We start from the raw sequence: 22,380 nt of genomic DNA, 5'->3' as shown, positions 1-22,380 counted from the left end.
AAATGTCAGAAATAAAAAAAAGACTTTCTTCCATTCTTGAAAGTCCAAAACATAACACAGAAGAGAAACTGGAAAAAGTATGTCACCTGTTGGATCAGGAAATTTCTTATTTCAACTGGACAGGATTCTACTTTAAAAACGGCGATAAAGATGAGCTGAAATTAGGTCCTTACGTGGGAGCTCCTACAGATCATACCATCATTCCTTACGGAAAAGGGATTTGCGGACAGGTTGCTGTTTCCAATGAAACATTCGTAGTTCCGGATGTTCACCAGGAAAGCAATTATTTAAGCTGTTCTATTGATACAAAGGCTGAAATTGTAGTTCCTATCTTCAAAGACGGACAAAATGTAGGTCAGATCGATATCGATTCACATACGGTAGATCCTTTTACAGATGAAGACCGTGAACTTTTGGAATGGCTTTGCCTTGAAGTTTCCAAGATTTTGTAATTGAAATTTTAGTAAGAAATATACAATATGAGCTCCGATTTTAAATCGGAGCTTTTTTGTGTAAAGGGTTGTTGTAAGAGATTGTTGGCAGAGGGGAGAAGGGAGTGGGGATGACCACCCCGTCAAAAATTCTTTGAATTTTCGTCACCCCTCCAGGGAAGGGGAATTTTGTGCCGCCGAATTTTTGTCATGATGAACATCTTTGATTTTCATACAACTTAAGTGATCTTCTTTTCAAAAAGCTTTTAAACTTAAAATAAGTGAAGTGTCAAAAGAACTTTTGTGGTTGAGGAATCAGCGTTGCATCGCGTGAATTTCATCCAGTAATTCTTTAAAGTAATTTTCGCACTTCGCAATGTGCGTTCCATACCAGGAAAATGCCTCTCCGTCTACAATCATGATTTTCTTATCAGGATAGAAAGCCTTCATTTCCTCTATATGTTTTTCTTTGAAGGGGAAAGGTTCAGAACAAAGCATAATGACTTCCGCATCGGCCAGGTCTTCCATTTGGATTTCAGGATAACGTGTTTGATCCTTAAAAATATTTTCAAAGCCTATTTCAGCCAGGATTTTATGAATGAAAGTATCGGAACCGATCGTCATGTAAGGATTTTTCCAGATGAGGTACGCTGCTTTTACCGGGAAATCAAGTTGAGCCTGTTGTAAAACATCGTAGATTTTAAGGTTAAACTGTTGGGCTTTTTCCTCTTTATTGAAGATATTTCCGAGTGTTTTAAGAAGGTAGTAATTATCTTCAATATTCTCTACATTAGTTACCAGGACCTTAAAATCGGCCATTAATGCTTCTACCTGTTCTTTGATATTTTCTTCTTTGTTGGCCAGGATCATATCCGGCTGTAAAGCTTTAATCTTATCAATATTGATATTTTTTGTGCCGCCGATCACCGGTACATTTTTTATTTTGTGTTCAGGGTGGATACAGAATTTTGTTCTGCCAATGACTTCATGTTCAGTAAGGCCAAGATCAAATAATGCCTCCGTAATAGAGGGTACTAGAGAAACAACTTTCATATTCAGACTTTGTCTGCCTAAATTACAAAAGTTTTCCTGTTAAGAAAAGTCCGGCTACGGAAAAATAAATAATAAGACCGGTAACGTCTACCAGAGTGGCTACAAAGGGAGCAGAAGAAGTAGCAGGGTCCAGGTTTAGTCTTTTCAGAATAAATGGAACCATAGAGCCTGAAAGCGTTCCCCAAAGAACGATCATAACCAAAGAAACCCCTACGCTTAAACCTACATAAGGCCAGTACATTCCATAATTGAAGAATCCTGCCTCATGCCATACCATGATCCTTAAAAAGCCGATGACGCCCAGAATACTCCCAAGTGCTAAACCGGTGAAAATCTCTTTTTTCATGACATACCACCAGTCTTTAAGACCGATTTCCTGAAGAGCCATCGCACGGATAATAAGCGTGGCAGCCTGAGAACCTGAGTTTCCTCCACTGGAAATAATAAGAGGTACAAAAAGGGCAAGAACTACAGCCTTTTGAATTTCATCCTCAAAATAACCCATCGCAGAAGCAGTAAGCATTTCAGAGAAAAACAGAATGATCAGCCATGTCCCTCTTTTTTTCACCATTTCCAAAAGAGAAGTCTGCGTGTAAGGATCATCAAGAGCTTCAAGACCTCCGAATTTCTGAATATCTTCTGTGTTTTGCTGTTCGATCTGGTCCAGGATATCATCAATGGTCACAATGCCTACAAGAACACCCGCTTCAGTAATGATGGGAAGAGCAGTTCTGTCATATTTTTCAAAATAGGTTACTGCATCTTCCTTTGAAGTGGTGGTCATGATTGCGACAAAATGATTGTCTGTCATATCTGAGATCAGAGTATCTTCTTCAGCCAAAAGAAGGCTTCCTAAAGCGATATCGTCAATCAGACGGTTTCTTTCATCCACTACGTAAAGATGATTCATGGTTTCCACTCTTTTCCCGACCTTTTTGATCTGCTGAAGACATCTTTTTACGGTCCATTCTTTACGGATCTGGATGTAGTAAGGGGTCATCAGACGGGCAATAGAGTCTGAATCGTAGCCCAGAAGCTTCAGAGCAATTCTTCTTTCCTGTGGATTAAGATGATTAATAGAATACTTGATCAGTTCATCCGGAAAATCTTCGAAAAGAGCAGTTCTGTCATCCGGAGTCATCCCGTTCAGGATCTCAGAAACCTCTTCACTTCCAATGCTTCGGATGGTATCTTCCTGGAAATCAGGATCAAGGTGAGAGAAAACGTCAGCTTTGTATTCTTTTGGAACCTTCAAAAACGCAAGAAGCCTCTCATCAGCAGGAAGGCTGCTAAGAGTTTCGGCAATGTCGGCGGGATTGAAGATAAGTTCGTCTCTGGAATTCAAAGCGTGAATTTTTTGGATATGCAAAAATAATTCAAAATTTTAAGACTAAAAAAGAAACGGGCAAAATTAAGGATTAATTAAAGTATAAAGTAGAATTGAGCGCCCTTTGCAACATAAAAAAACATCTGCCGGAGCAGATGTCAAAAAATTAAATTTTAAAGCATAAATACCTATGTTATTTCAAGAATAGGTCCGCATAAAGGGTAGTAGAGTGAAGGCATGCACATTCCTCCGTCGCAGCACTCCTGAAATCCGCACTGATTGTGGATCTGGCACTTTTTTACCATACCGGCACCCTGGATTTCCTGCTTTTGTTTTCTGTTGAGTTTCTTTAGATTTTTCATATTAACTAATTTTAATCAATACAATCATATTCCATACAAAGGCCTCTACAGCAAAAACCTATAAAGCATGGTTTGGTTGCACTGCATTTGTCAATACCTCCACCATTGATTTGTCTTTGCTGATCTCTGTTGAGTTTTTTCAATGTATTCATATTAATAATTTAGATCATTACATAAAAGATTAAAATTCAATGCAGGCATATTCTTTGCAAGCGCCATCGCAGCACCATCCAATACTACAAGGTCTTGTTGGGCCGCATTTGTTAATAGCGCCTCCATTAATTTGTTTCTGCTGTTCTCTGTTGAGTTTTTTTAAATTTTTCATACTGTATAAATTTTTAATTTGTTGAACTAAAATAGTAAAAAATATTTAATTATTCATCAAATGGTGAAAATATTTATCTAGTAATCAGGGTGTTTGGATGTTTTTTAGTTTTATGAGGAGATTTTCCTGCGCAGCAGAATTGACATTTCGCGTTTAAAAAGGGAACAATTGTGAATAGTGAATCGTCAAAGGTTAATTTTACCATCGTCCAAAATTGACGATTGCCCTGCGCAGCAGAATTGACATTTCGCGTTTAAAAAGGGAACAATTGTGAATAGTGAATCGTCAAAGGTTAATTTTACCATCGTCCAAAATTGACGATTGCCCTGCGAAGTAGAATTGACCATTCACATTCAAAGAATGTTGAATAATTGTGAATCGTCAAAGGTGAATTTTACCATTGCCCAAAATTGACGATTGCCCTGCGAAGCAGAATTGACCATTCACATTCAAAGAATGTTGGGTGTTTGTGAATCGTCAAAGACAATTTTTACCATCGCTCAAAATTGAGCATTAACTTGCAAAGCAAAATTCACTTTTCACCTCTAAAGCTCTGCTCCTTCTGAATGTTTAAGTTTCCGTAGTTTTTTCAGAATACCTTTTATAGCACCATCGGTACCAATCTTTATGGAGTTTTCGGTAGAGCCCAGGAGTCGCATATTTTTTTTGTACGTGTCATAATCTGTTTCAGTAACCAGATTTCCTCCCGCATCGAAAAGTTTCATACTCACCACGACCTGATTGGAAAAAACATATTTACCAATACCTACCTTAAAATACCTTACTTTAGGAACAATGGCAAAATCTGCATCATTATTGACGCAGTAGTCGGTGATCGTTTGTTTTTCTACGCTGTCGAAAGGGATCTGAACCTCGGCTCTGAGCATTTTATTTCTTCTTCCGCTGAAATTATCGGAAACAGCGCTGAAGAAAGCGTGATGGGTAGGTTCTTTAATTTCTTCAATATCAGGTTCTACCTCGGGATTGAAGTATAGGATTTTTTTTACTTTATTATCTGCATTTTTCTGTGCTTTCACTGAAATAACACCGATCAGTAAAAAAGAACTGAGTGCTGTAAAGAGTATAATTTTTCTCATTTGTAATTCGTATGCAAAATTACTGCCTTTTCGTTGGATGACATACAATTTATTAAGAAATTTTTAACATTTTTTTCTATCAAATTTGATACATGAAATCAATAATGTTTTGCTGAATAAAAAAATAGTTGTAATTTTGCAGCCGTTACATAATAATCATTAAACAAATATTGGAATGTACTTAACAACAGAAAAAAAGCAGGAAATTTTCTCAAAACACGGAAAATCTGCAACGGACACAGGAAGTGCTGAAGGACAAGTAGCTCTTTTCACTTTCAGAATCAATCACTTATCTCAGCATTTAAAGGCTAACCGTCACGATTTCAACACAGAGAGATCTCTAGTGAAATTGGTAGGTAAGAGAAAAAGTTTACTAGATTACCTTAAAAACAAAGATATCGCAAGATATAGAGCAATTATTGCTGAATTAGGTTTAAGAAAATAATCTACAAAGATTTTCAAAATAAAAGCAATCTCGAAAGAGGTTGCTTTTTTTTATCCCTAATTCTTGTCTTTTCCAATTTTCCCCAAATGAGTATTCTGAAAGCTGTCCGGGTATTTCAGTCCGTAGCCTAAAATCCGGTCAAATGAAGAGTGGGAGAACAAGATAGCTCCGATCATCTGCACATACGGTAAATGAAGGGCAGCTCCGCTAATATATATAAGGATCGCCAATCCCAGATGGTGAAACAGATTATAGAAAAATGCTCCGGTTTTACTGTTCACAGCATATCCCAGCATGGAAATATCAGGGGCAAAAAATAAGGCGGCAAACCACCACCACGAAAGTCCAGTCCGCTCAAAAGCAAACATTCCCAATACCCAAAAGGTAAAATACTCTAGCTTTAGCTGAAACTTCATAATCAAAAGATAGTCATTACCAGATTAGTGCTTTATTCCTTGTAAAAGTTACATCTTAAGTCAGACTTAAAAACAAAAGTGAGACGTTTCTAAAAAACATCTCACTTTTATAGTATTGTTTAAAATAATGTATTATTTGAATGTGAATGATCAATTTTGCTCGTCAGTAAAACTCACCACTGCCAATTAATTTACAATCCTTCACTAGCCGGTTTTAATGTCCGGATTTGGCTTCAGTGCTTTCCACATGTCCTAAGTATTTGGTGCAATACGCTCCGAAAATCAGGATCACCAGATAGCAGAATACAGGAATAATAAATGAATGCTGTACCCCGAACTGATCGGCAAGATAGCCCTGGAAAATAGGAACGATAGCACCTCCCAGAATGGCCATCACCACTAATGAAGATCCCTGGCTGGTATATTTACCCAAACCGGAAATCGCCAACGTATAGATATTGGAGAACATAATAGAGTTAAAGATCCCAATTCCTAAAATACTGTACATCGCCAGCTCACCATGATTCACCATCGCGGAGATAAGAAGCACCACATTCACTGCTGCAAAAATAGACAATGTTCTTGCCGGAGCTGATTTACCGATAAAGAATGCTACAAAATTAAGTGCGATGAATACTAAGAAAAAGCTGATCTGTGAAAAGGTCAGGTCTACAATACTGAAAATGACAAGGAAAACGGCGGCGGCTGCCCCCAGCATGTATATAGCTTTTTTGCTTTGACTTAACGACTGGTTTAAAGAAATAGCCCCAAGAAAACGTCCGATCATCGCACCTCCCCAATAGAGCGAAAGATAATTTTTACTGATGATTTCATTAAAACCCATGATCTGAGGCTGCTCCAAAAAGCTGATAATAAAGCTTCCTACCGCTACTTCTCCACCTACATAACAGAACATGGCAAAAACACCAAATTTAAGATGACTGAACTTAAGGGCACCCCAACCTTTCACAATTTCTTCTTCCTGGGTCTGGAAAGAAGGAAGTTTTACTCGTGAAATCAGTAAAGCAACCAATAAAAGAATTCCTGCAAAAATCAAATAAGGGATTCTGGTAGCTACTGCGCTGAAAGAACCGTCCGGAGCTGAGAAAAATTCAAAAATCAAATGTCCTCCCAATACCGGTGCAATCGTTGTTCCGAAGGCGTTGAAAGCCTGCGTCATATTCAGACGGCTGGACGCTGATTCTTCGCTTCCAAGTAAGGAAACATAAGCATTTGCAGTGATCTGCAGTACTGTAAAACCAAGCCCTAGAATAAACAAGGCCCCCAGAAATAAAGGATAATAAGAAAAAGTTGCTGCCGGATAAAATAAAATACAGCCAAAGGCCGCGAGAAATATACCGAACATAATTCCTTTTTTGTAGCCCGCTTTATTAATAGGATCTCCTTTGGTAATAGAAATCAGGAAATAAATCAGTGAACCGATAAAATACGCTCCGAAAAAACAGAACTGTACCAGCATGGATTCGAAAAAGGTGAGTTTGAAAAGCTGTTTCAGATAAGGGATCAGGATATCATTCATACAGGTGATAAATCCCCACATAAAAAAGAGCAGTGTGATCGTGATTAACGGGATCGTATAATTTCTGCTCTGTGTTTTTACTTCTTTATTGATCATAAACATTTATTTATTTGAAAAGAATTGTTAAGCTCTTTCAGTTGGTTTCGTCTGCTGCATATATATTTTGAGAAGCGTGGCAAATATAAGGCAGTAGCCTGTTTTTCTGCAACTTTTCAGGTGTTTTTTTCTGTAAACAGATTGTCTTTGCGAAGATAAAAATAGTATTTACTTTTTTTGAGACAATAATACGAAAATGGTCGGATTCTTTGATGAATTTTCTTTGGAAAAAATCTTTTTATTGATGAAATATGATGAATAAGTTGAACATTTCGTAAGTAATTCTTACTTCATTGATAAAATAGGAGGATAAAATCTTATAATCCCGCATACTATTTCTGAGATTGAAAATTTAATATCTCATTATTATACGTTATCTTTGCAAACGAAAATTTAGACGAACTATCAATAATTAAAGCACTCAATACGGAGTGCAACACAAAACAATTTATGAGTATACCTCAAGCAATTACAGAAACGATTACTCTTGCAGACGGCAGAGAAATTACAATTGAAACAGGAAAATTAGCAAAACAGGCTGATGGTTCTGTAGTCGTAAAAATAGGTGGGACCATGCTTTTAGCAACGGTGGTAGCCAGTAAAGAAGCAAAAGAAGGAGTAGATTTCCTACCCTTAACTGTAGATTACAGAGAAAAATTTTACGCAGGAGGTAAAATTCCTGGAAATTTCTTTAGAAGAGAAGCGAGACCATCGGATCAGGAGATCTTAACGATGCGTTTGGTAGACAGAGTTCTTAGACCATTATTCCCTGAAGATTTCCATGCGGAAGTTCAGGTGATGATTTCATTAATTTCTTATGACGGACAGTCGATTCCTGATGATTTGGCAGGTCTTGCCGCTTCTGCAGCAATCGCTATTACCGATATTCCTTTCAACGGACCAATGTCTGAAGTAAGAGTGGTAAGAATCAACGGTGAACTTTCTGTGAACCCTAATTATGCAGATCTTAAAATTGCCGACCTTGACATCATGGTAGGAGCAACTAAAGATTCTATCGTAATGGTAGAAGGAGAGATGAAAGAAATTTCTGAGCAGGAAATGCTTGAAGCGATCCAGTTTGCTCACGTAGAAATCAAAAAACAAGTTGAAGCTCAGGAAAGATTAGCTGAAAAAGTAGGTAAATCATTCCCAAAAAGAGAATACAGCCACGAAAATCACGATGAAGCGATCCGTGAGAAAGTGTGGAAAGAAACATACGATAAAGTATATGAAGTTGCTAAGCAACCTTCAGCAAAAGAAGAAAGAGGTGAAAAATTCAAAGCTGTTTTAGCTGAATTTTTATCGCAATATGTTGAAAATGCTGAAGAATTAGAAAGAGTAACTCCTTTCGCTAAAGTATATTTCCATGATGTAGAGAAAGAAGCGATGCGTCAGATGATTTTGAATGATAAAATCCGTCTTGATGGTCGTGATCCTGAAACCATTCGTCCAATCTGGAGCGAAATAGATTATTTACCGGGAGCTCACGGTTCTGCCATCTTCACAAGAGGTGAAACTCAGTCTTTAACAGCGGTAACGCTAGGCTCAGTGAAAGATGCGAACATGGTAGACAGCGTAATGGTGAATTATGACGAAAGATTCTTCTTACACTATAACTTCCCGCCGTTCTCAACGGGTGAAGCAAGACCTTTAAGAGGAACTTCAAGAAGAGAAGTAGGACATGGAAACCTGGCTCAGAGAGCTTTGGCAAATATGATTCCTGAAGAAAACCCTTATACGATCCGTATCGTTTCTGATATTTTAGAATCCAACGGTTCATCTTCTATGGCCACTGTTTGTGCAGGAACTTTAGCGTTGATGGATGCGGGTATTCAGATTACAAAACCTGTTTCCGGTATCGCAATGGGATTAGTAACAGACGTTAAGACTGGAAAATTTACGGTTCTTTCTGATATCTTAGGAGATGAAGATCACTTGGGAGATATGGACTTTAAAGTAACCGGAACAGCAGACGGAATTACCGCTTGTCAGATGGATATCAAAATCCAGGGACTTTCTATGGATATCATGGAGAAAGCGCTTTTACAAGCTAAAGACGGAAGATTACATATCCTTAATAAAATCACTGAAACCATTGCAGTACCAAGAGAAGACGTGAAACCTCACGCTCCGAAAATGGTAATGCTTGAGATCTCTAAAGATTTCATCGGTGCCGTGATCGGACCTGGTGGAAAAATTATTCAGCAGCTTCAAAAAGATACAGATACTGTTATTGCTATTGAAGAAGTAGGAGAAATCGGAAGAATCGAGATTTCTGGGGTAAGCAGAGAGAAGATCAATGCTGCAATCGCCAGAATCAACGAGATTACATTTGTACCGGTAGTAGGGGAAGTGTATCAAGGAAAAGTGGTAAAAGTAATGGATTTCGGAGCTTTTGTAGCGATTGCAAAAGGAACTGAAGGATTACTTCACATTTCTGAAATCGAATGGGCTCGCCTAGATAAAGTACCTTACAACGAAGGAGACGAAGTGGAAGTGAAGTTCATGGGTTATGATGACCGTAAGAAAATGAAGCTTTCAAGAAAAGTTTTGTTGCCAAGACCTGCAAGACCTGAGTCTAAACCAAGACCTGAAGGACAAGACAGACCTCAAGGTGACAGAAGACCAGAAAGACAGGACAGACCAGAAGGGGATAGAAGACCAGCTGATCAGGCTCCAAAGGAAAATCAAAATCCTTCATCTGAAGCTTAAGATTTAAAATCTTAGATAGATATATGAAATCCCTCAATTTGAGGGATTTTTTTTGATATAATAATAGAGTAGTAAAACCCTGAAATAGGTTTCTGTCTTTTTTAAGCAAAGTTTTTTACCTAATCCTTTTCTTTTTACTGATGAGATCAAGAGAGGCTGTTGGTATACGCAAGGGCGCAAAGTTTGAAAAATATTGATGTTTTTAAGACGCAGGAAAATCGAAGATTTCAGCAAAGTTGAGCTGAGTTTACGCTCTGTTTATTTCGCTGATAAAATCTTTATCATCAGTTTAAAAGACGACCTATATTGTTTTAAATAATGTATCTACCTGCTTTTTTGTAGCTGCATCAGGGCAGATTTTATAAAATTCATGAAGCAGATCTACCGAAGACGGTTTTCTGGGATAGTGATTGTTCTGAAGGAAATGCTGTAGTGCCTTATTTACCTGCTCTTCGCCAAGCAATTCACTTAATCTCACCATGGCTACAGCGCCTTTTGAATACGCTATATGCGGAGAATCACCAGTAGCCTTGTAAATAGGTATGTTTTCAGAGAGTCCCTTTTCATTGTCATAGATTTGCTGATGCATGTCGATCCTTTGCTTCATTTTTTTGGTGCCGTGCATTTTTTTGTAAAGCATCATTTCGGTGTACATGGCCAGGGTTTCCGTAAGCATCACGTCACCTTCTCTGTTATCAGGGTCTATTTGGCTGTTTCCCCACCACAAATGAGACAGTTCGTGTCCTGCAAGCTCATTGATGACATCCTGCTCTTTATCAGCATTGATATTGGCATGGAAAATCATATCTTCAGGCATAAAGATGGCAGACGGATACGCTGTTGCTGCAAATCCTCTGGTAAAAGATGAGATTTCAGCAAAACTGACCGTTTTAAAAGGATATTTTCCAAAATTCTGTTCACAGTAATCCAGCGTAATTTTTGCGTTGTCAAGGAGGTGATCTACATTTTCGAAATGTTTTTTGTGGTAGAAAATATTCACCGTAATACCTTTATACAAGACACTTTTGGTTTGATAATCCGCAGACGACACTGCCAAACGGAACGGAATACTTTCCGCTTTGTACTGAAAATAATTTCGTCCCGACTTTTCCCATTTTTTAACCAGATCTCCGGTACCAATAGCGGTTTGGTTGTCTTCCGTGGAAACCGTCATATCTAGATGGATAAAATCCTTTTCAAAGACTTCCGGATCTTCCGGCTTTTTTAAGTCTGCAAGTTTTGCAAGATGATTCTCCGTTCGCCGTTGTTCATCCTGAATTTCTTCCCCTTTTTGATATCCGACCGTAGGATAATATCTGCTGATTCTCATAAAGGAGCCGTTTTCTATAATGGCATTAAAGGATTGATGTCCGTTCACAGCATACCATTTATACGAAAGTTGAAATTCCAGATAAGCTTTTTCTCCAAGCTTAATAGGCTTCTTTACTTCAACTTCTGAGGTGTTTTTGTTTAATTTTATTATTTCAGAACCTGCACTAAGAATAGCGGATTCAATCTTGAGATCCGGATTAAAATTAATAAGGATTTTGTCAATAGACTGATCCGTAAAGTTGACCAGGATATATTTTCCGGTGATCCGATATGAGTTTTCTGAAGGATATAATGCAATCTCCGTCGTCACATCGGTAATTTGTGGCTGAGGAAGATTTTCATATTGCTTACAATCTTTTTCATACTGAGCCGCTGCTGAGATGGTTTGCTCTTCATTTTTCGGAATATAGCCGTTCATGAAAAATGTTCCTGCGTAAACCCCTGAAATAAGCAAAAGAAGGCTGGGAATAAAGAGAGCCAGTTTAACTTTTTTTGCTCTGACAATAGTATTGATCATCCATAAAAATGAAATCAATCCCGCACCGAATACAAGTCTTTCTGCAAAAGCATAGGTATAGACTCCATATCCGCTGAAGTCACTGTAACTGCCTTTAAAATCTGAAAATATTCTGAATAGAGGATAAGGAATTAATTTTCCGGAAGCAGGACCTGTCAGCAAAAATACCATAAGAACGGAACTCCCTAAAGCAATAAATTTATTCCGGATATGATGATTGATGAACAGTAGGAGTCCTGAGAAGAGAACCAACGGAAAAGTGTTGAAAAGAAACACACTCAGATAAGCAGTCCAATCGACAGAGAAATATTGATAAGCCGCCTGAAACAGAATACCTTCAGTAATTAAGATCGTTGTCAAAAGAAAAAGCAGAGCAGTAATAGAAATGAAATGTCCTGCCACTTTGTATTTTGAAAAGAAAGTACTGTCTTCGATCAGAGAAAATCCGGAAGAACGGCTCCTCCAATATAGATCATTAATAAAATAAGCGGCAAGAAGAAATCCGAACAGCGGAAAGTTTTCTGAAATTGTGGTGGCCATCAGACCGGAACTGGCATACTTCTGCGGAAGACGGATCCCTTTTTCAATCTCGGCATACATTTCCATTCCTACGAAGAAAAGCAGAAGTATTGAAACTGCAGGAATACCGATGCTTCTGAAAAGATAAAGTAAATCAATCTTTGCAAAGGAAAACAGGGAACGGAGCGCATTTTTTTTACCGAAATCCAGTGCTGACCCATTATAAGGAACCAAAGAAGTGCTTTGATTTTCAGCATAGGAAGCCGTTTTTCTTACTTTTTGTTGAGAAACCGATGAAAAACAAAATAAGCGGTAGGTAAGCAGAAGAAATAAAGCCGCCATCGTGAGAAAAATAATTCTGTTGATGAGCAAATATCCTGTCATATACACTATTGAAGTGTTTTTTTGATGAACAGAATAGGTTCTGGCTTCAAAGAAATAAGATGACAATCCAAACGGATCTGCAAGGGCTGACAATTGCTGAGTCTCGACGGATTGAGGTAAACTTCCTGCCATAAAAGGCGAATTGGAAAAGACTAAAATGACCATATACAGAACATAAAGCAGAAGCCCGCCTACGACAGTCAGTAATTTTTTCTTCGCTGTCAATGAAATAAAAAAGAGAAAACTGCATACAAAAAAACAATTAATGAGACCAAAAATAAGCACAGGATACAGGTAATAGCCTCCATTGAAATAGCTCTGCATTTCACTTCCTGTCCGCAGGATCTGGCCTGAAAGAAAACCTGCCATTAAAAAGAAAAAACTTAAAAAAGTCTGTAAAAAATAGATGCTGAATTTCCCATTTAGATAAGTCCATCTAGACAAAGGAAATGAAAAAAGCAAAACATCAAATTTTGAATCTGAGTCTTTGAAAAGCAGCTGTACCGCAAAAATAACCGCAATAAATATAATGGAGAGACTCATCATTCCTGTCATAAAACCAATGGTATACGGTGAGTTCAGATAGATTCCTTCCCCTACAGTGAGGTTGAATGTATTGCCGCAAAAGCCTCCGATACCTATCAGAATAAAGGCTATAAGATAAGCTGGCCAGTGCTTGGTGATGCGTCCGGCTTCAAATAAAAATAGGGTGTTCATGATTAAGGTTTTTGGGTGAGGGTATGGAAGTAAACGTGTTCCAGAAGGGGAGTGACGGCAATGAAACCTCTTGGCTGTTCTTCCGAAAATACAGTAATGTGAAGTTCTCTTTCGATCAGCTGGCGGCTGATGATGTCATAACAGGAAAGGTAATTTTCCAGTTCGTTTTTGTCAATTGGTTTAGACCAGATTCTGTTTTCCAGCTCGGAAATTAGTTCTGCCGGTTTTCCTTGTCGTAGAATCTGTCCATTATTCATAACAGCCATTTCCGAGCATAAATTCCGGACATCTTCCACCAAATGGGTTGAAAGAATAACGATAACCTCTTTGCTGATGTCATTCAGAAGAGAATTGAAACGGTTACGCTCTTCAGGATCAAGGCCAGCAGTCGGTTCATCTACAATAATGATCTTGGGATTCCCCAAAAGAGCCTGTGCCACCCCGAAACGCTGTTTCATGCCTCCGGAAAAAGTATGAACTTCTTTTTTTCTGAAATCCGAAAGATTGACTTTTTCAAGAAGACTCAGGATTTGTCCTTTACGCTCCGTACTGTTGGTAATTCCTTTTAAAACAGCGATATGCTCCAGAAGATCATACGCGGAAACTTTCGGATAGACGCCAAAATCCTGGGGAAGAAACCCCAGATTTTGTTTAATGAAATCAGGGTCTTGGGAAATATCTGCTCCATTGAAAATGATCGTTCCTGAAGTGGGTTTCTGCAGTCCAACGATGGTTTTCATTAAAGAAGATTTTCCGGCTCCGTTCGGTCCAAGTAAGCCAAACATGCCATTGCAGATCTCAAGCGATATCTCTTTAACCGCCTGATAGCCATTTTTGTAAATGAGGCTGAGATTGTTGATAGATAAAGTATTCATATGATAAGGTTGGGATAATAGAAGGGTAGGGCAGACCGTTGTGGTTGCTTATTTGTAGATATTAGATTTCAGATTTCAGATTTCAGATATCAGATATCAGATGTCAGATTTTAGGCTGAGGGAATGAATGTCAAAGGTGGATTTTCGAGACAAGGGACAAGAGACAAGAATCAAGATTTTAGATACAGGACAATGATTCATTAGCTTAATAACTATCCAACTAATAACCAGCAACTGACAACCAAAATTTATCCTCAAACTCTCCGATTCTCAAACACGCACCACGCAACCTATTCCCTAAACTCCAAAATATCTCCGGGCTGACATTCAAGAATTTTGCAGATCGCTTCCAGGGTATCGAAACGGACTCCTTTGGCTTTTCCGGTTTTAAGAATGGAAAGGTTTACAGGGGTAATTCCTAATTTTTCTGCCAGTTCTTTACTCTGCATTTTTCGCTTGGCTAGCATGACATCTAAGTTGACTATGATCGGCATTATATAAATAGGTCTTGTTCGTTTTGCAAATGTAGCCCTTGCCTGAAGATATTCGCAAGAAACAGACAGAAAATTCCAAGTATAAAGTGAATAAACACCAGTCCCCAGATCATACTTTCTACCTCCACAAAGAAACTTGCTATGATAACTATCGGAAGTGGAATGAAAATATTATACAGGTAAAATCTCGTAAGCTGAAGTATATTTTCTTTTGTAAACAGTTTTGACTGAAAAAATACTTTGAAAACCTTTGCCGAAAGCCAGAAAAAAATCCCGTAGGAAATTAAAACCAGTAAGAATGAGAAGATGATATAAGAGCAGCTACGTTCAATATTCAGAAACGACTGCTCTGTAAAAGGATAGTTGATATGCAAAAACATATTATCCTTATACGGGGTAATTGCAAAACCGGTGAGCAGGCATACCATTGAATAGACAAAAGTGATCAGATACCCCGCCGAGAGTACGATACAAATGTAGTACAGAATCTTCGCAATAATTTTGGTCTGGTTCATGGCAATAATCATTTAACTATTGCAAATGTATAATTAATTATCGTAAAACAATAATTATTTTAAATAAAAAAATATTTACTGAATCTTAAATGGAATTTGAAAATAAAAAAATAGGCGTTGTTTACTATGTTTTTTGCCTAAATTTAAATGATAAAATTATTTCTCATGGCATATAATATTGAACTGGCGGACAGAGTTCGTGAACGGCTTTCGGAAATTTCTGATCTTGAAATTAAGGAAAAGAAAATGTTCAGTGGATTAGCATTTTTGGTCAATGATAAAATGTGCATTAATATAAGCCATGATCATCTTATGTGCCGTTATGACCCTGATCTGGAAGAGGAAGTTTCAGAAAGAACAGGTTTTCTTCCCATGATCATGAAAGGAAAGCAGCTCAAAGGATATTGCTATGTGGAACCTATAGGATTTCAAAAACAGGCTGATTTTGAATTCTGGATAAAAATAGGCCTGGATTACAATGCAATAGCTAAAGCATCAAAGAAAAAATAACCTTAATATTCCTAATTTTTTTTAAACCATTAAGGTGAAATTGAGTTATTAAGAATATTAAGATTGAAAACTAGCAGTATAATTTTTCGCGTATTTCTATTAAGATTTTTTCCGTCTCTTTTAGATCCGGACTGTCAGGAAGCAGAGAAGTTGGATGCTCATGTTCTATCGAATCTATCAGATCTTCAGCTTTTTGCATTACTTTTTCATAAGACCAGTTTCCGGCTTTGATATCAAGCAATTCCTCTCTGTTGTCTACGCGGATCTGTAAAGAGTTTGTCTTAAAAATATGCTCACACGACTGCAAAAGGCGGATGGTATGCATCATATTCTTGCTGTCATAATTCTGGCCGTGCTGCTGATTGACGTTATAGCGGTCTTCGTTACGTTCAGACACCCATTTCCAGTATTCCTTATAGTCTTTGCAATAAGTGGAGTAGGCGTCCAGATTGCATGAAAGATAAACTAGGGGGTTCTCATCCTTAGGAACGGAAGACAGAGACACCTGATTGGCTTCTTCATGCTGAATAATTCCCCTATAGCCCAAAGTTCCGGACTCATCATAAAACAGGGCGTGCATCCCTTTTGTATTCCCGATGCTGATCAGTCCGCATTTTTCGTGAAATTTTGCGTTGTCGGTGAGCCATTTCTTCAAAGGAACCGATCCCTGATTTTCCAGAATGTGGCAGAAATCCAGAACAGATTTTCTTTCTTTTTCAATGGGATTAAGGATTTTTTTGTTGAGCCCTTTCGCTTTTTTAATTTGTGAAATAGCATATCCTGCAAAGGTATCTTTACATAATTTAGATAAAAAATCTTCCGTACGCAGCAAATCCATCAACGGATCTTTGTGCAGGATACATTCTTCCGGACTTGCCAGCATTTCAAGAATATTGGGGTTGTTTTTCTGCAGAAGTTCTACCAATCTGCCAATCTCATAATAGGTAATATCATTGGTTTCATTAGAAATCTGCGGGATATAATTCAGTCCGAAAAAATCTTTTTTCGGCAGATAATAAACCCCACGGATATCCGTATCCGAATTTTCTGTGGCCAACCCGAAAGCGCGGCTGCCGGAGATGGCTTCGAAGAGGATGAGGTTGTTGGTTTTTAAGTCTTGGATGGTCATTGATGGAGATCTTCTAAAATAACGTTAATTTGGAAGTTGTTTTGATTTATAAGCATTGTTTCTTCACTTTTGATCTGCTTTCCTTTTCCAGAGTCTGGCCTGACTTTTTGCTTGCTCTAAAGTAACGGGAGACTTCTTGGATAGCATATCCATGCCTAACCTAGCTCTTTCCTGAAATGATATTTTATAATTCATCATTCATGTATTTTCTTCTTTGTATATGATTTGTATTTCTCCTTTTGCTATATCTTTACTAATGGTTGTGAAAACTGGATTTCTACCTTCCTGCCAAGTTTTGTCTTTAAATATAAGTGTGAAATATTTATATTCATCGCGGTTTTTTGCATTAAAACTAATATCTAAAGTATCCTTTTCCTGAGGAGTATAATCAAAATCGAAAATATTTTCTGTATTTAATTTTGCGGTGATATTTTTTATAGATATACCATTCTCAAGATCCTTAGTAATAATCATGATTTTCCCAAGTCTTGATGATGCTTTCGAGCCCTCATATCTATTTAAAATCCAGATATAAATATCCTTTATGTCATGTATGTTTCCTTCGATACAGGTGCAAAACTTTATTTCATTATTGGGTGTACACATAATAATTATCATTTATATAGTCAATCCGTGATAGTTAAAAAAGCTCTAAAAAAACATTAGTTTTCCAGAGCTTTAATATAATACTTTATTACTCCTTCCATTGATTTCGATAAATAGAATTTAAGAAAGGTGTTTAATTCTTCACACAACTCTCCACAATCACCTCCAGCGCTTTTTCCGCATCACAGGCATACAAACCTGAGCACCAGGCCGGATTCGCTTCGATCAAAGCCCAGCCTTTTTCTTTGATAACCCCAAAGTCCAAAACAATAGCTGCCGGAAGGGTAGAAGCGTACTTTCTGATAAACGAATCAAAAAATACAAATAGATCATTTTCTTCCTGCTCTGAAAGCGGATTCATATCAAATGCATCGTTCCGCCAATAGGAAGAATAGGTTTTGAGTTCACCGTGTAAAACAAAGCATCTCACTTCCAGTTGCCACTCCACAACTTCTGATGTGAAAACCGTAGAATTGAGATCTACCGTATCAAAACCTTTGATATCTGTAACTTTTTGATAAACTCCGGCCTTGAAACTTTTAAAATCAGAACATTTAATAAAAATATTTTCCTGATCAACGTAGTCCTTCATCTGCCCGTAAGAAATTTTACGTTTTGTAAAGTCTTCAGAAATAAGGGAAAGCCAGTTGTCATCAGGTTTCATCAGCGTAAGTCCACACTGATCGGCAACAATCTCGGCATAAATATCTTCACCATACACCGCAATAACATCTACCCGGAACTCTTCCGGAACATTCCATTTGGCATTAAAACGATTCAGTTCGTAAGGCGAATGGATGGACGCCTTTTTCAGATTGTTGCTGTCTTCCGTATACATGGGAGAAAGCGCTATTATATTTTTCATGTGTCCTGTTTTTTATTTCTAAGCTCAGATTCTGTTAAAAAGGAAAGTTCTTATTTTTCTCTTTATTATCCAGTAAATTTTGGATAATATCTTCCAGTAATTTAAAATCTTCCAGCTGTTTATATTGTATGCCGGCCGTTGTTTTATAAAGTCCATTAAAACTGGGATAATTCTGACCTACATATCCTTTCAGTTCTGTGTTAAGGATCAGATTCTCGTAATCGAAATTAAGCGTGATCATAAGTTCTTCACCGGAAGCTTTAAATTCAGCATAGCATTGATCGATAAGATCAAAATCCATAGTATTGCTGTGAAAGGAATCATTCCTGAGACTGAATTCAAATTTTGCCTCGTCCAATTGATCCTGTAAGTTTTTTAAATCCGCATCTGCACCATATACTTTCTGATAGCGGTCTACAATCCCTTGGATAAATTTTTCATTATAAAATACTTCAAGAAAATCGTTGTCAAAATGCCAAAAAAGGCTGTAGTAATAATGATCTACCGGAAGATTGAAACGAATCAGGCAATCAATGGAAGACTGTGGAATAACCAATCTAAATTCTTCTTTTAAAAACTGGCATTGTTTTATGAAAGAGTGAATGACGGGTGTAACATTTTTCACCTCCTTTTTAGCCATCAATGGTTTACTTTTCCTTTTAAAAAAATCAAATATTCCTATTCTCATAACTTATCATTCATAACTCATCTACAGTTTCAATATCTCCCTAAACACCCTTTCCATCTCCCTTTTATCCGGTTTCCCACCCTTAAGACTTTTAGATTTCTCTTCGTTTTCCAACACGGTTTTCTCCAGAAATCCAAAAAGTTCCCAGTCATTAGAATGATAATAAGATTCTCCTTTTGTAGCTTTTAAAGCGATAAGGTCTTCTATCTTTCTTCGGGTAAAATCATCAACCAAAACCAGCAATTCACTGAACAAAACTGGTGGAACTGTTCCTTTTTCTATGATCCATTTTCCTGTGAGTGCTGTTCTTAAACAGTAAAAATAGCTTTTCAGTTTCACTTCATCGCTTCTGCAGGCTTCCAGATATTTTTTGCTCATGCTCAGATAGTGGTAAGAAACTGCTATCGGCGAAAAACAAGTATCTGCTATGGGATTGAAGAGCTCCACAAATTTCTCGTTCTTTTTGTAAACGATAGATGAGTAAAACCAACTTAATAGAGCTGCATTCGATTTCAGCAAAAGATGAAAAGTCTTTCGAAGATCCCATCCGGAACCGTCAAGATCATCCTCAGTCATGAATTCTATCGTTTCGTCTTTATCCCACGGAGAAAGATACCAATCTTTTTCATGTCTGTAGATAAAACGTATATCATAATCGCTGTCCGGTGATGCAAAACCCCAGGCTCTGCTTCCGGATTCTACGGCCAAAAGGACTTCTATCCCACGTTCGGCCTCTATTTCTTTTATTTTTTCTAGTATTTTTGGAGTCATTTTATTCAATTTTAATGCAAAGTAAAAGTAGTAGTGCGCAGTGTTTTTGCGTTGCGTTGCTGAGTTTGAGAGTTTTGACGAGTGATGAGTTATAAATTATGAGTGATGAGTTTTGGTTGCTAGTTGCTGGTTTTTTAGTTGCTGGTTTATAGATATATCATGTTTTGCAGCTGAAATTTTGTTTTTTAACTCTTGACTAAAATCAAAAGACCATAATTTCAACCTTAAGCACCATCCCTACAACCTGCTACCTAATCCCTGCCACCCTATTCCTAATTTCACTAATATTGCAACTTCATACTTTAATTAAAACTACCTGTACATCAATGTTAGCAGAACAATTACAACAGACAATAGACTTTAAAACGAAACCTTTGGGAGCATTGGGACATTTGGAATATTTAGCTCATAAGATCGGGATGGTTCAAAAAACGGTTTCTCCGGAACTTTTAAACCCGCATATGGTGGTTTTCGCAGCAGACCATGGAATTGCGACAGCGGGCGTAAGTGCCTATCCGCAGGAAGTTACCTACCAGATGGTGATGAATTTTCTTGGGGGAGGGGCAGCGATCAATGTGTTTTGCAGACAGCATCATATAGCCATTAAGATTGTGGATGCCGGAGTGAATTTTGATTTTCCTGAAGATTTGGAATTGATTAATAAAAAAGTCAGAAAATCAAGCCGTAATATCCTTGAGGAACCTGCCATGACGGTTGAAGAATATCAGCAGGCGTTGGAAAATGGAAGATCGGTTGTTGCTGAGATTGCTGAAACCGGATGTAATATTATTGGTTTCGGTGAAATGGGAATCGGAAATACTTCAGCTTCTTCCCTGATGATGAGCCAATTGTTTGATTTGCCAATTGTAAGCTGTATTGGACGTGGGACAGGTTTGAATGATGATCAGCTACAGAACAAGATCAATATTTTGTCTGCTGCCATAGAAAAGTATCCTGGGATATCTACTCCTGATGACATTGTGCAAACATTTGGAGGACTGGAAATTGCCCAGATGATAGGGGCTATGGAAGAAGCTTTTCGTCAGAATATGCTGATCATGGTAGATGGCTTTATTGCAACCGTTGCGGTAGCCACTGCATGGAAAAAGAATCCTGAAATAATCAATCATTGTATCTTTTGTCATGTAAGTGATGAAAAAGCCCACCTTCAGTTGATCGGGCTGTTGGGGCAAAAAGCATTACTCAATCTCAATTTACGTCTGGGAGAAGGAACAGGTTGCGCACTTGCTTATCCACTGATTCAGAGTGCGGTTAATTTCCTGAACGAAATGTCAAGTTTCGAAGACGCTCATGTTTCAAATAAAGAATAAATGAAATTCATAAAAAACGAAATAAACTATTTCGCCACGGCATTGATGTTTTTTACGAGAATCCCGGTTCCTTTTAAGGTTCCGTATTCAAGTGAGATGATGAATAAGTCTCAAAAATATTTCGCCTGGGTAGGATTGCTGGTGGGATTGATTAATGCGCTGATTTTATATTTATCGGTCCATCTTTTTAATCTGGAAACAGGCATCATTCTGATGATGATTGGCAGTGTTTTGCTGACAGGAGCTTTTCATGAAGACGGTTTCACGGATATGTGTGACAGTTTCGGAGGTGGATATGGAAAAGAAAAGATCCTTACCATTATGAAAGATAGCAGAGTAGGAGCTTACGGAACGATTGGGATTATTCTTCTGTTTGCATTGAAATTTTACAGTATTCAGGCACTGGGAACAATAGATTTGCTTAAAACCTTAGGTCTGATTGTTCTTGCTCATACCGTAAGTCGGTTTATCTCTGGAACGATGATCTATACCCATGACTATGTGACAGATATTGATACCAGCAAATCCAAACCTTTAGCCAATAAACCGTTGAATGGAACTGCCTTAGTAACAGGATTTATAAGTGTTCTGGTTGCTTTTGCTCTTATTCCGGACTGGCGTCTGATCTTCGCTTTTATACTGGCCTACTTAGGGAAAATCTATATGGGATGGTATTTTAAAAAACATATCGGAGGATATACCGGAGACTGTCTGGGTTCTGTACAGCAGGTTTGTGAAGTTTTATTTTATTTAGGAACAATGATCGTATGGAAATTCATTTAATCCGGCATACCGCTGTGGAAAATCCTGAGAATCTGTGTTATGGTTTTTCAGATATTCCTTTACGGAATAATTTTGCAGAAGATTGTAAGGCTTTAGATCTTAATGAAAACTTTGATCAGGTAATTTCAAGTCCTTCCGGCAGATGTACCCTTTTGGCAGAACATTTTAAATTGAATTATAAGACAGATGAAAGGCTTCGGGAAATGAATTTCGGGGACTGGGAAATGAAAAAATGGACCGATATTCCGGAAGAAGAAATTAATCCCTGGTATCGTGATTTTATCCATGTAAAAGCTTCAGGAGGAGAAAATCTACTTGAGATGCAGGCTCGTGTAATGAGCTTTTGGAATGAACTTACTACAGAGAAGAATATGGATAAAGCTTTAATTGTTACCCACGGCGGAGTCATCCGTCTGATTCTACAGTCAATTTTAGAGTTTCCTTTGGAAAATCTATTTAAGATACAGATCGACTACGGAAAGAAAGTGATTATTCAGGTGAATGAAGGCAATTTTTCTGTGAAGAAGCTGAACGGATGAT

Annotated in this window: 24 protein-coding genes; 7 read left to right on the top strand and 17 right to left on the bottom strand. The window is 37.8% G+C overall.

Going from position 1 to position 22,380, the window contains the following annotated elements:
- The first annotated feature begins 2 nt into the window (after positions 1 to 2).
- The gene (locus BW964_RS07470) at positions 3 to 452 is read left to right on the top strand and encodes a GAF domain-containing protein (protein WP_076506108.1); all 450 of its coding nucleotides are present in this window, start codon (positions 3 to 5) and stop codon (positions 450 to 452) included.
- Positions 453 to 746: 294 nt separating this feature from the next.
- Here the strand turns inward: BW964_RS07470 and BW964_RS07465 are convergent, their stop codons facing one another.
- From BW964_RS07465 to BW964_RS07455, 6 genes are all read right to left on the bottom strand, one after another.
- Complete coding sequence (locus BW964_RS07465; protein ID WP_076506107.1) at positions 747 to 1,484, bottom strand: ABC transporter substrate-binding protein; 738 nt, start codon at positions 1,482 to 1,484, stop codon at positions 747 to 749.
- Between the two features lie 22 nt (positions 1,485 to 1,506).
- Positions 1,507 to 2,829: a magnesium transporter gene (gene mgtE, locus BW964_RS07460; RefSeq protein WP_076506717.1), complete on the bottom strand. Its 1,323-nt coding sequence runs from the start codon at positions 2,827 to 2,829 to the stop codon at positions 1,507 to 1,509.
- Between the two features lie 170 nt (positions 2,830 to 2,999).
- Entirely contained in the window at positions 3,000 to 3,173 is a 174-nt protein-coding gene (locus tag BW964_RS22510) for a bacteriocin-like protein (RefSeq protein WP_165789168.1), read from the bottom strand.
- 11 nt (positions 3,174 to 3,184) lie between these two features.
- The gene (locus BW964_RS22505) at positions 3,185 to 3,325 is read right to left on the bottom strand and encodes a hypothetical protein (RefSeq protein WP_165789169.1); all 141 of its coding nucleotides are present in this window, start codon (positions 3,323 to 3,325) and stop codon (positions 3,185 to 3,187) included.
- Between the two features lie 29 nt (positions 3,326 to 3,354).
- Entirely contained in the window at positions 3,355 to 3,498 is a 144-nt protein-coding gene (locus BW964_RS22500) for a bacteriocin-like protein (protein WP_165789170.1), read from the bottom strand.
- Positions 3,499 to 4,043: 545 nt separating this feature from the next.
- Positions 4,044 to 4,595, bottom strand: a complete 552-nt coding sequence (locus BW964_RS07455) for a pyruvate decarboxylase (RefSeq protein ID WP_076506105.1) — start codon at positions 4,593 to 4,595, stop codon at positions 4,044 to 4,046.
- Between the two features lie 175 nt (positions 4,596 to 4,770).
- Between BW964_RS07455 and rpsO the strand changes: the two genes are divergently transcribed.
- Entirely contained in the window at positions 4,771 to 5,040 is a 270-nt protein-coding gene (rpsO, locus tag BW964_RS07450; RefSeq protein ID WP_073334059.1) for a 30S ribosomal protein S15, read from the top strand.
- 56 nt (positions 5,041 to 5,096) lie between these two features.
- On the opposite strand, the gene BW964_RS07445 is transcribed toward rpsO, so the two are convergent.
- The gene (locus BW964_RS07445) at positions 5,097 to 5,456 is read right to left on the bottom strand and encodes a DUF4260 domain-containing protein (protein ID WP_076506104.1); all 360 of its coding nucleotides are present in this window, start codon (positions 5,454 to 5,456) and stop codon (positions 5,097 to 5,099) included.
- Between the two features lie 214 nt (positions 5,457 to 5,670).
- Entirely contained in the window at positions 5,671 to 7,092 is a 1,422-nt protein-coding gene (locus BW964_RS07440; RefSeq protein ID WP_076506102.1) for a sugar MFS transporter, read from the bottom strand.
- 450 nt (positions 7,093 to 7,542) lie between these two features.
- On the opposite strand from BW964_RS07440, the gene BW964_RS07435 reads away from it, so the two are divergent.
- Positions 7,543 to 9,804 (top strand): polyribonucleotide nucleotidyltransferase, encoded by a 2,262-nt coding sequence (locus BW964_RS07435; RefSeq protein WP_076506101.1) that lies wholly within the window; start codon positions 7,543 to 7,545, stop codon positions 9,802 to 9,804.
- A gap of 301 nt (positions 9,805 to 10,105) precedes the next feature.
- Here BW964_RS07435 and BW964_RS07430 read toward each other — a convergent pair whose 3' ends face one another.
- The 4 genes from BW964_RS07430 to BW964_RS07415 form a co-directional block, all read right to left on the bottom strand.
- Positions 10,106 to 13,273: an ABC transporter permease/M1 family aminopeptidase gene (locus tag BW964_RS07430; protein ID WP_076506099.1), complete on the bottom strand. Its 3,168-nt coding sequence runs from the start codon at positions 13,271 to 13,273 to the stop codon at positions 10,106 to 10,108.
- 2 nt (positions 13,274 to 13,275) lie between these two features.
- Positions 13,276 to 14,148 (bottom strand): ABC transporter ATP-binding protein, encoded by an 873-nt coding sequence (locus BW964_RS07425; RefSeq protein ID WP_076506098.1) that lies wholly within the window; start codon positions 14,146 to 14,148, stop codon positions 13,276 to 13,278.
- A 290-nt stretch (positions 14,149 to 14,438) separates the two neighbouring features.
- Positions 14,439 to 14,642: a helix-turn-helix domain-containing protein gene (locus BW964_RS07420; RefSeq protein ID WP_034726695.1), complete on the bottom strand. Its 204-nt coding sequence runs from the start codon at positions 14,640 to 14,642 to the stop codon at positions 14,439 to 14,441.
- On the bottom strand, positions 14,642 to 15,157 hold the full coding sequence (locus BW964_RS07415) for a DUF2975 domain-containing protein (protein WP_076506715.1): 516 nt from the start codon (positions 15,155 to 15,157) through the stop codon (positions 14,642 to 14,644). Before BW964_RS07415 ends, BW964_RS07420 begins: the two co-directional genes overlap by 1 nt.
- Before the next feature lie 165 nt (positions 15,158 to 15,322).
- Between BW964_RS07415 and BW964_RS07410 the strand changes: the two genes are divergently transcribed.
- Positions 15,323 to 15,667 (top strand): TfoX/Sxy family protein, encoded by a 345-nt coding sequence (locus BW964_RS07410; protein WP_076506096.1) that lies wholly within the window; start codon positions 15,323 to 15,325, stop codon positions 15,665 to 15,667.
- A gap of 70 nt (positions 15,668 to 15,737) precedes the next feature.
- Here BW964_RS07410 and BW964_RS07405 read toward each other — a convergent pair whose 3' ends face one another.
- The 5 genes from BW964_RS07405 to BW964_RS07385 form a co-directional block, all read right to left on the bottom strand.
- Positions 15,738 to 16,796 carry a nucleotidyltransferase domain-containing protein gene (locus BW964_RS07405; protein WP_076506095.1) on the bottom strand — a complete coding sequence of 353 codons (1,059 nt, stop codon included), beginning with the start codon at positions 16,794 to 16,796 and terminating at the stop codon, positions 15,738 to 15,740.
- A 198-nt stretch (positions 16,797 to 16,994) separates the two neighbouring features.
- Positions 16,995 to 17,402 carry a hypothetical protein gene (locus BW964_RS07400; RefSeq protein ID WP_123911931.1) on the bottom strand — a complete coding sequence of 136 codons (408 nt, stop codon included), beginning with the start codon at positions 17,400 to 17,402 and terminating at the stop codon, positions 16,995 to 16,997.
- Positions 17,403 to 17,535: 133 nt separating this feature from the next.
- On the bottom strand, positions 17,536 to 18,267 hold the full coding sequence (locus BW964_RS07395; RefSeq protein WP_076506091.1) for an ATP-grasp domain-containing protein: 732 nt from the start codon (positions 18,265 to 18,267) through the stop codon (positions 17,536 to 17,538).
- 34 nt (positions 18,268 to 18,301) lie between these two features.
- Entirely contained in the window at positions 18,302 to 18,955 is a 654-nt protein-coding gene (locus BW964_RS07390; protein ID WP_123911932.1) for a hypothetical protein, read from the bottom strand.
- Between the two features lie 21 nt (positions 18,956 to 18,976).
- A complete protein-coding gene (locus BW964_RS07385) occupies positions 18,977 to 19,726 on the bottom strand; it encodes a nucleotidyltransferase domain-containing protein (protein WP_076506088.1) in 750 nt (249 codons plus the stop codon).
- 326 nt (positions 19,727 to 20,052) lie between these two features.
- Here BW964_RS07385 and cobT point away from each other — a divergent pair, with 326 nt between their 5' ends.
- From cobT to cobC, 3 genes are read left to right on the top strand one after another with little or no spacing between them, the layout of a single operon-like run.
- Positions 20,053 to 21,057 carry a nicotinate-nucleotide--dimethylbenzimidazole phosphoribosyltransferase gene (gene cobT / locus BW964_RS07380; RefSeq protein WP_076506086.1) on the top strand — a complete coding sequence of 335 codons (1,005 nt, stop codon included), beginning with the start codon at positions 20,053 to 20,055 and terminating at the stop codon, positions 21,055 to 21,057.
- Positions 21,058 to 21,840 carry an adenosylcobinamide-GDP ribazoletransferase gene (locus BW964_RS07375; RefSeq protein ID WP_084175694.1) on the top strand — a complete coding sequence of 261 codons (783 nt, stop codon included), beginning with the start codon at positions 21,058 to 21,060 and terminating at the stop codon, positions 21,838 to 21,840. It begins immediately after the preceding gene.
- A complete protein-coding gene (gene cobC, locus BW964_RS07370) occupies positions 21,825 to 22,379 on the top strand; it encodes an alpha-ribazole phosphatase (protein WP_076506084.1) in 555 nt (184 codons plus the stop codon). Before BW964_RS07375 ends, cobC begins: the two co-directional genes overlap by 16 nt.
- The last annotated feature ends 1 nt before the right edge of the window (position 22,380 follow it).

It is taken from the genome of Chryseobacterium shigense (assembly GCF_900156575.1).
Taxonomy (GTDB): Bacteria; Bacteroidota; Bacteroidia; order Flavobacteriales; family Weeksellaceae; genus Chryseobacterium; species Chryseobacterium shigense.
This window is presented reverse-complemented; position numbering and strand designations above follow the sequence as displayed.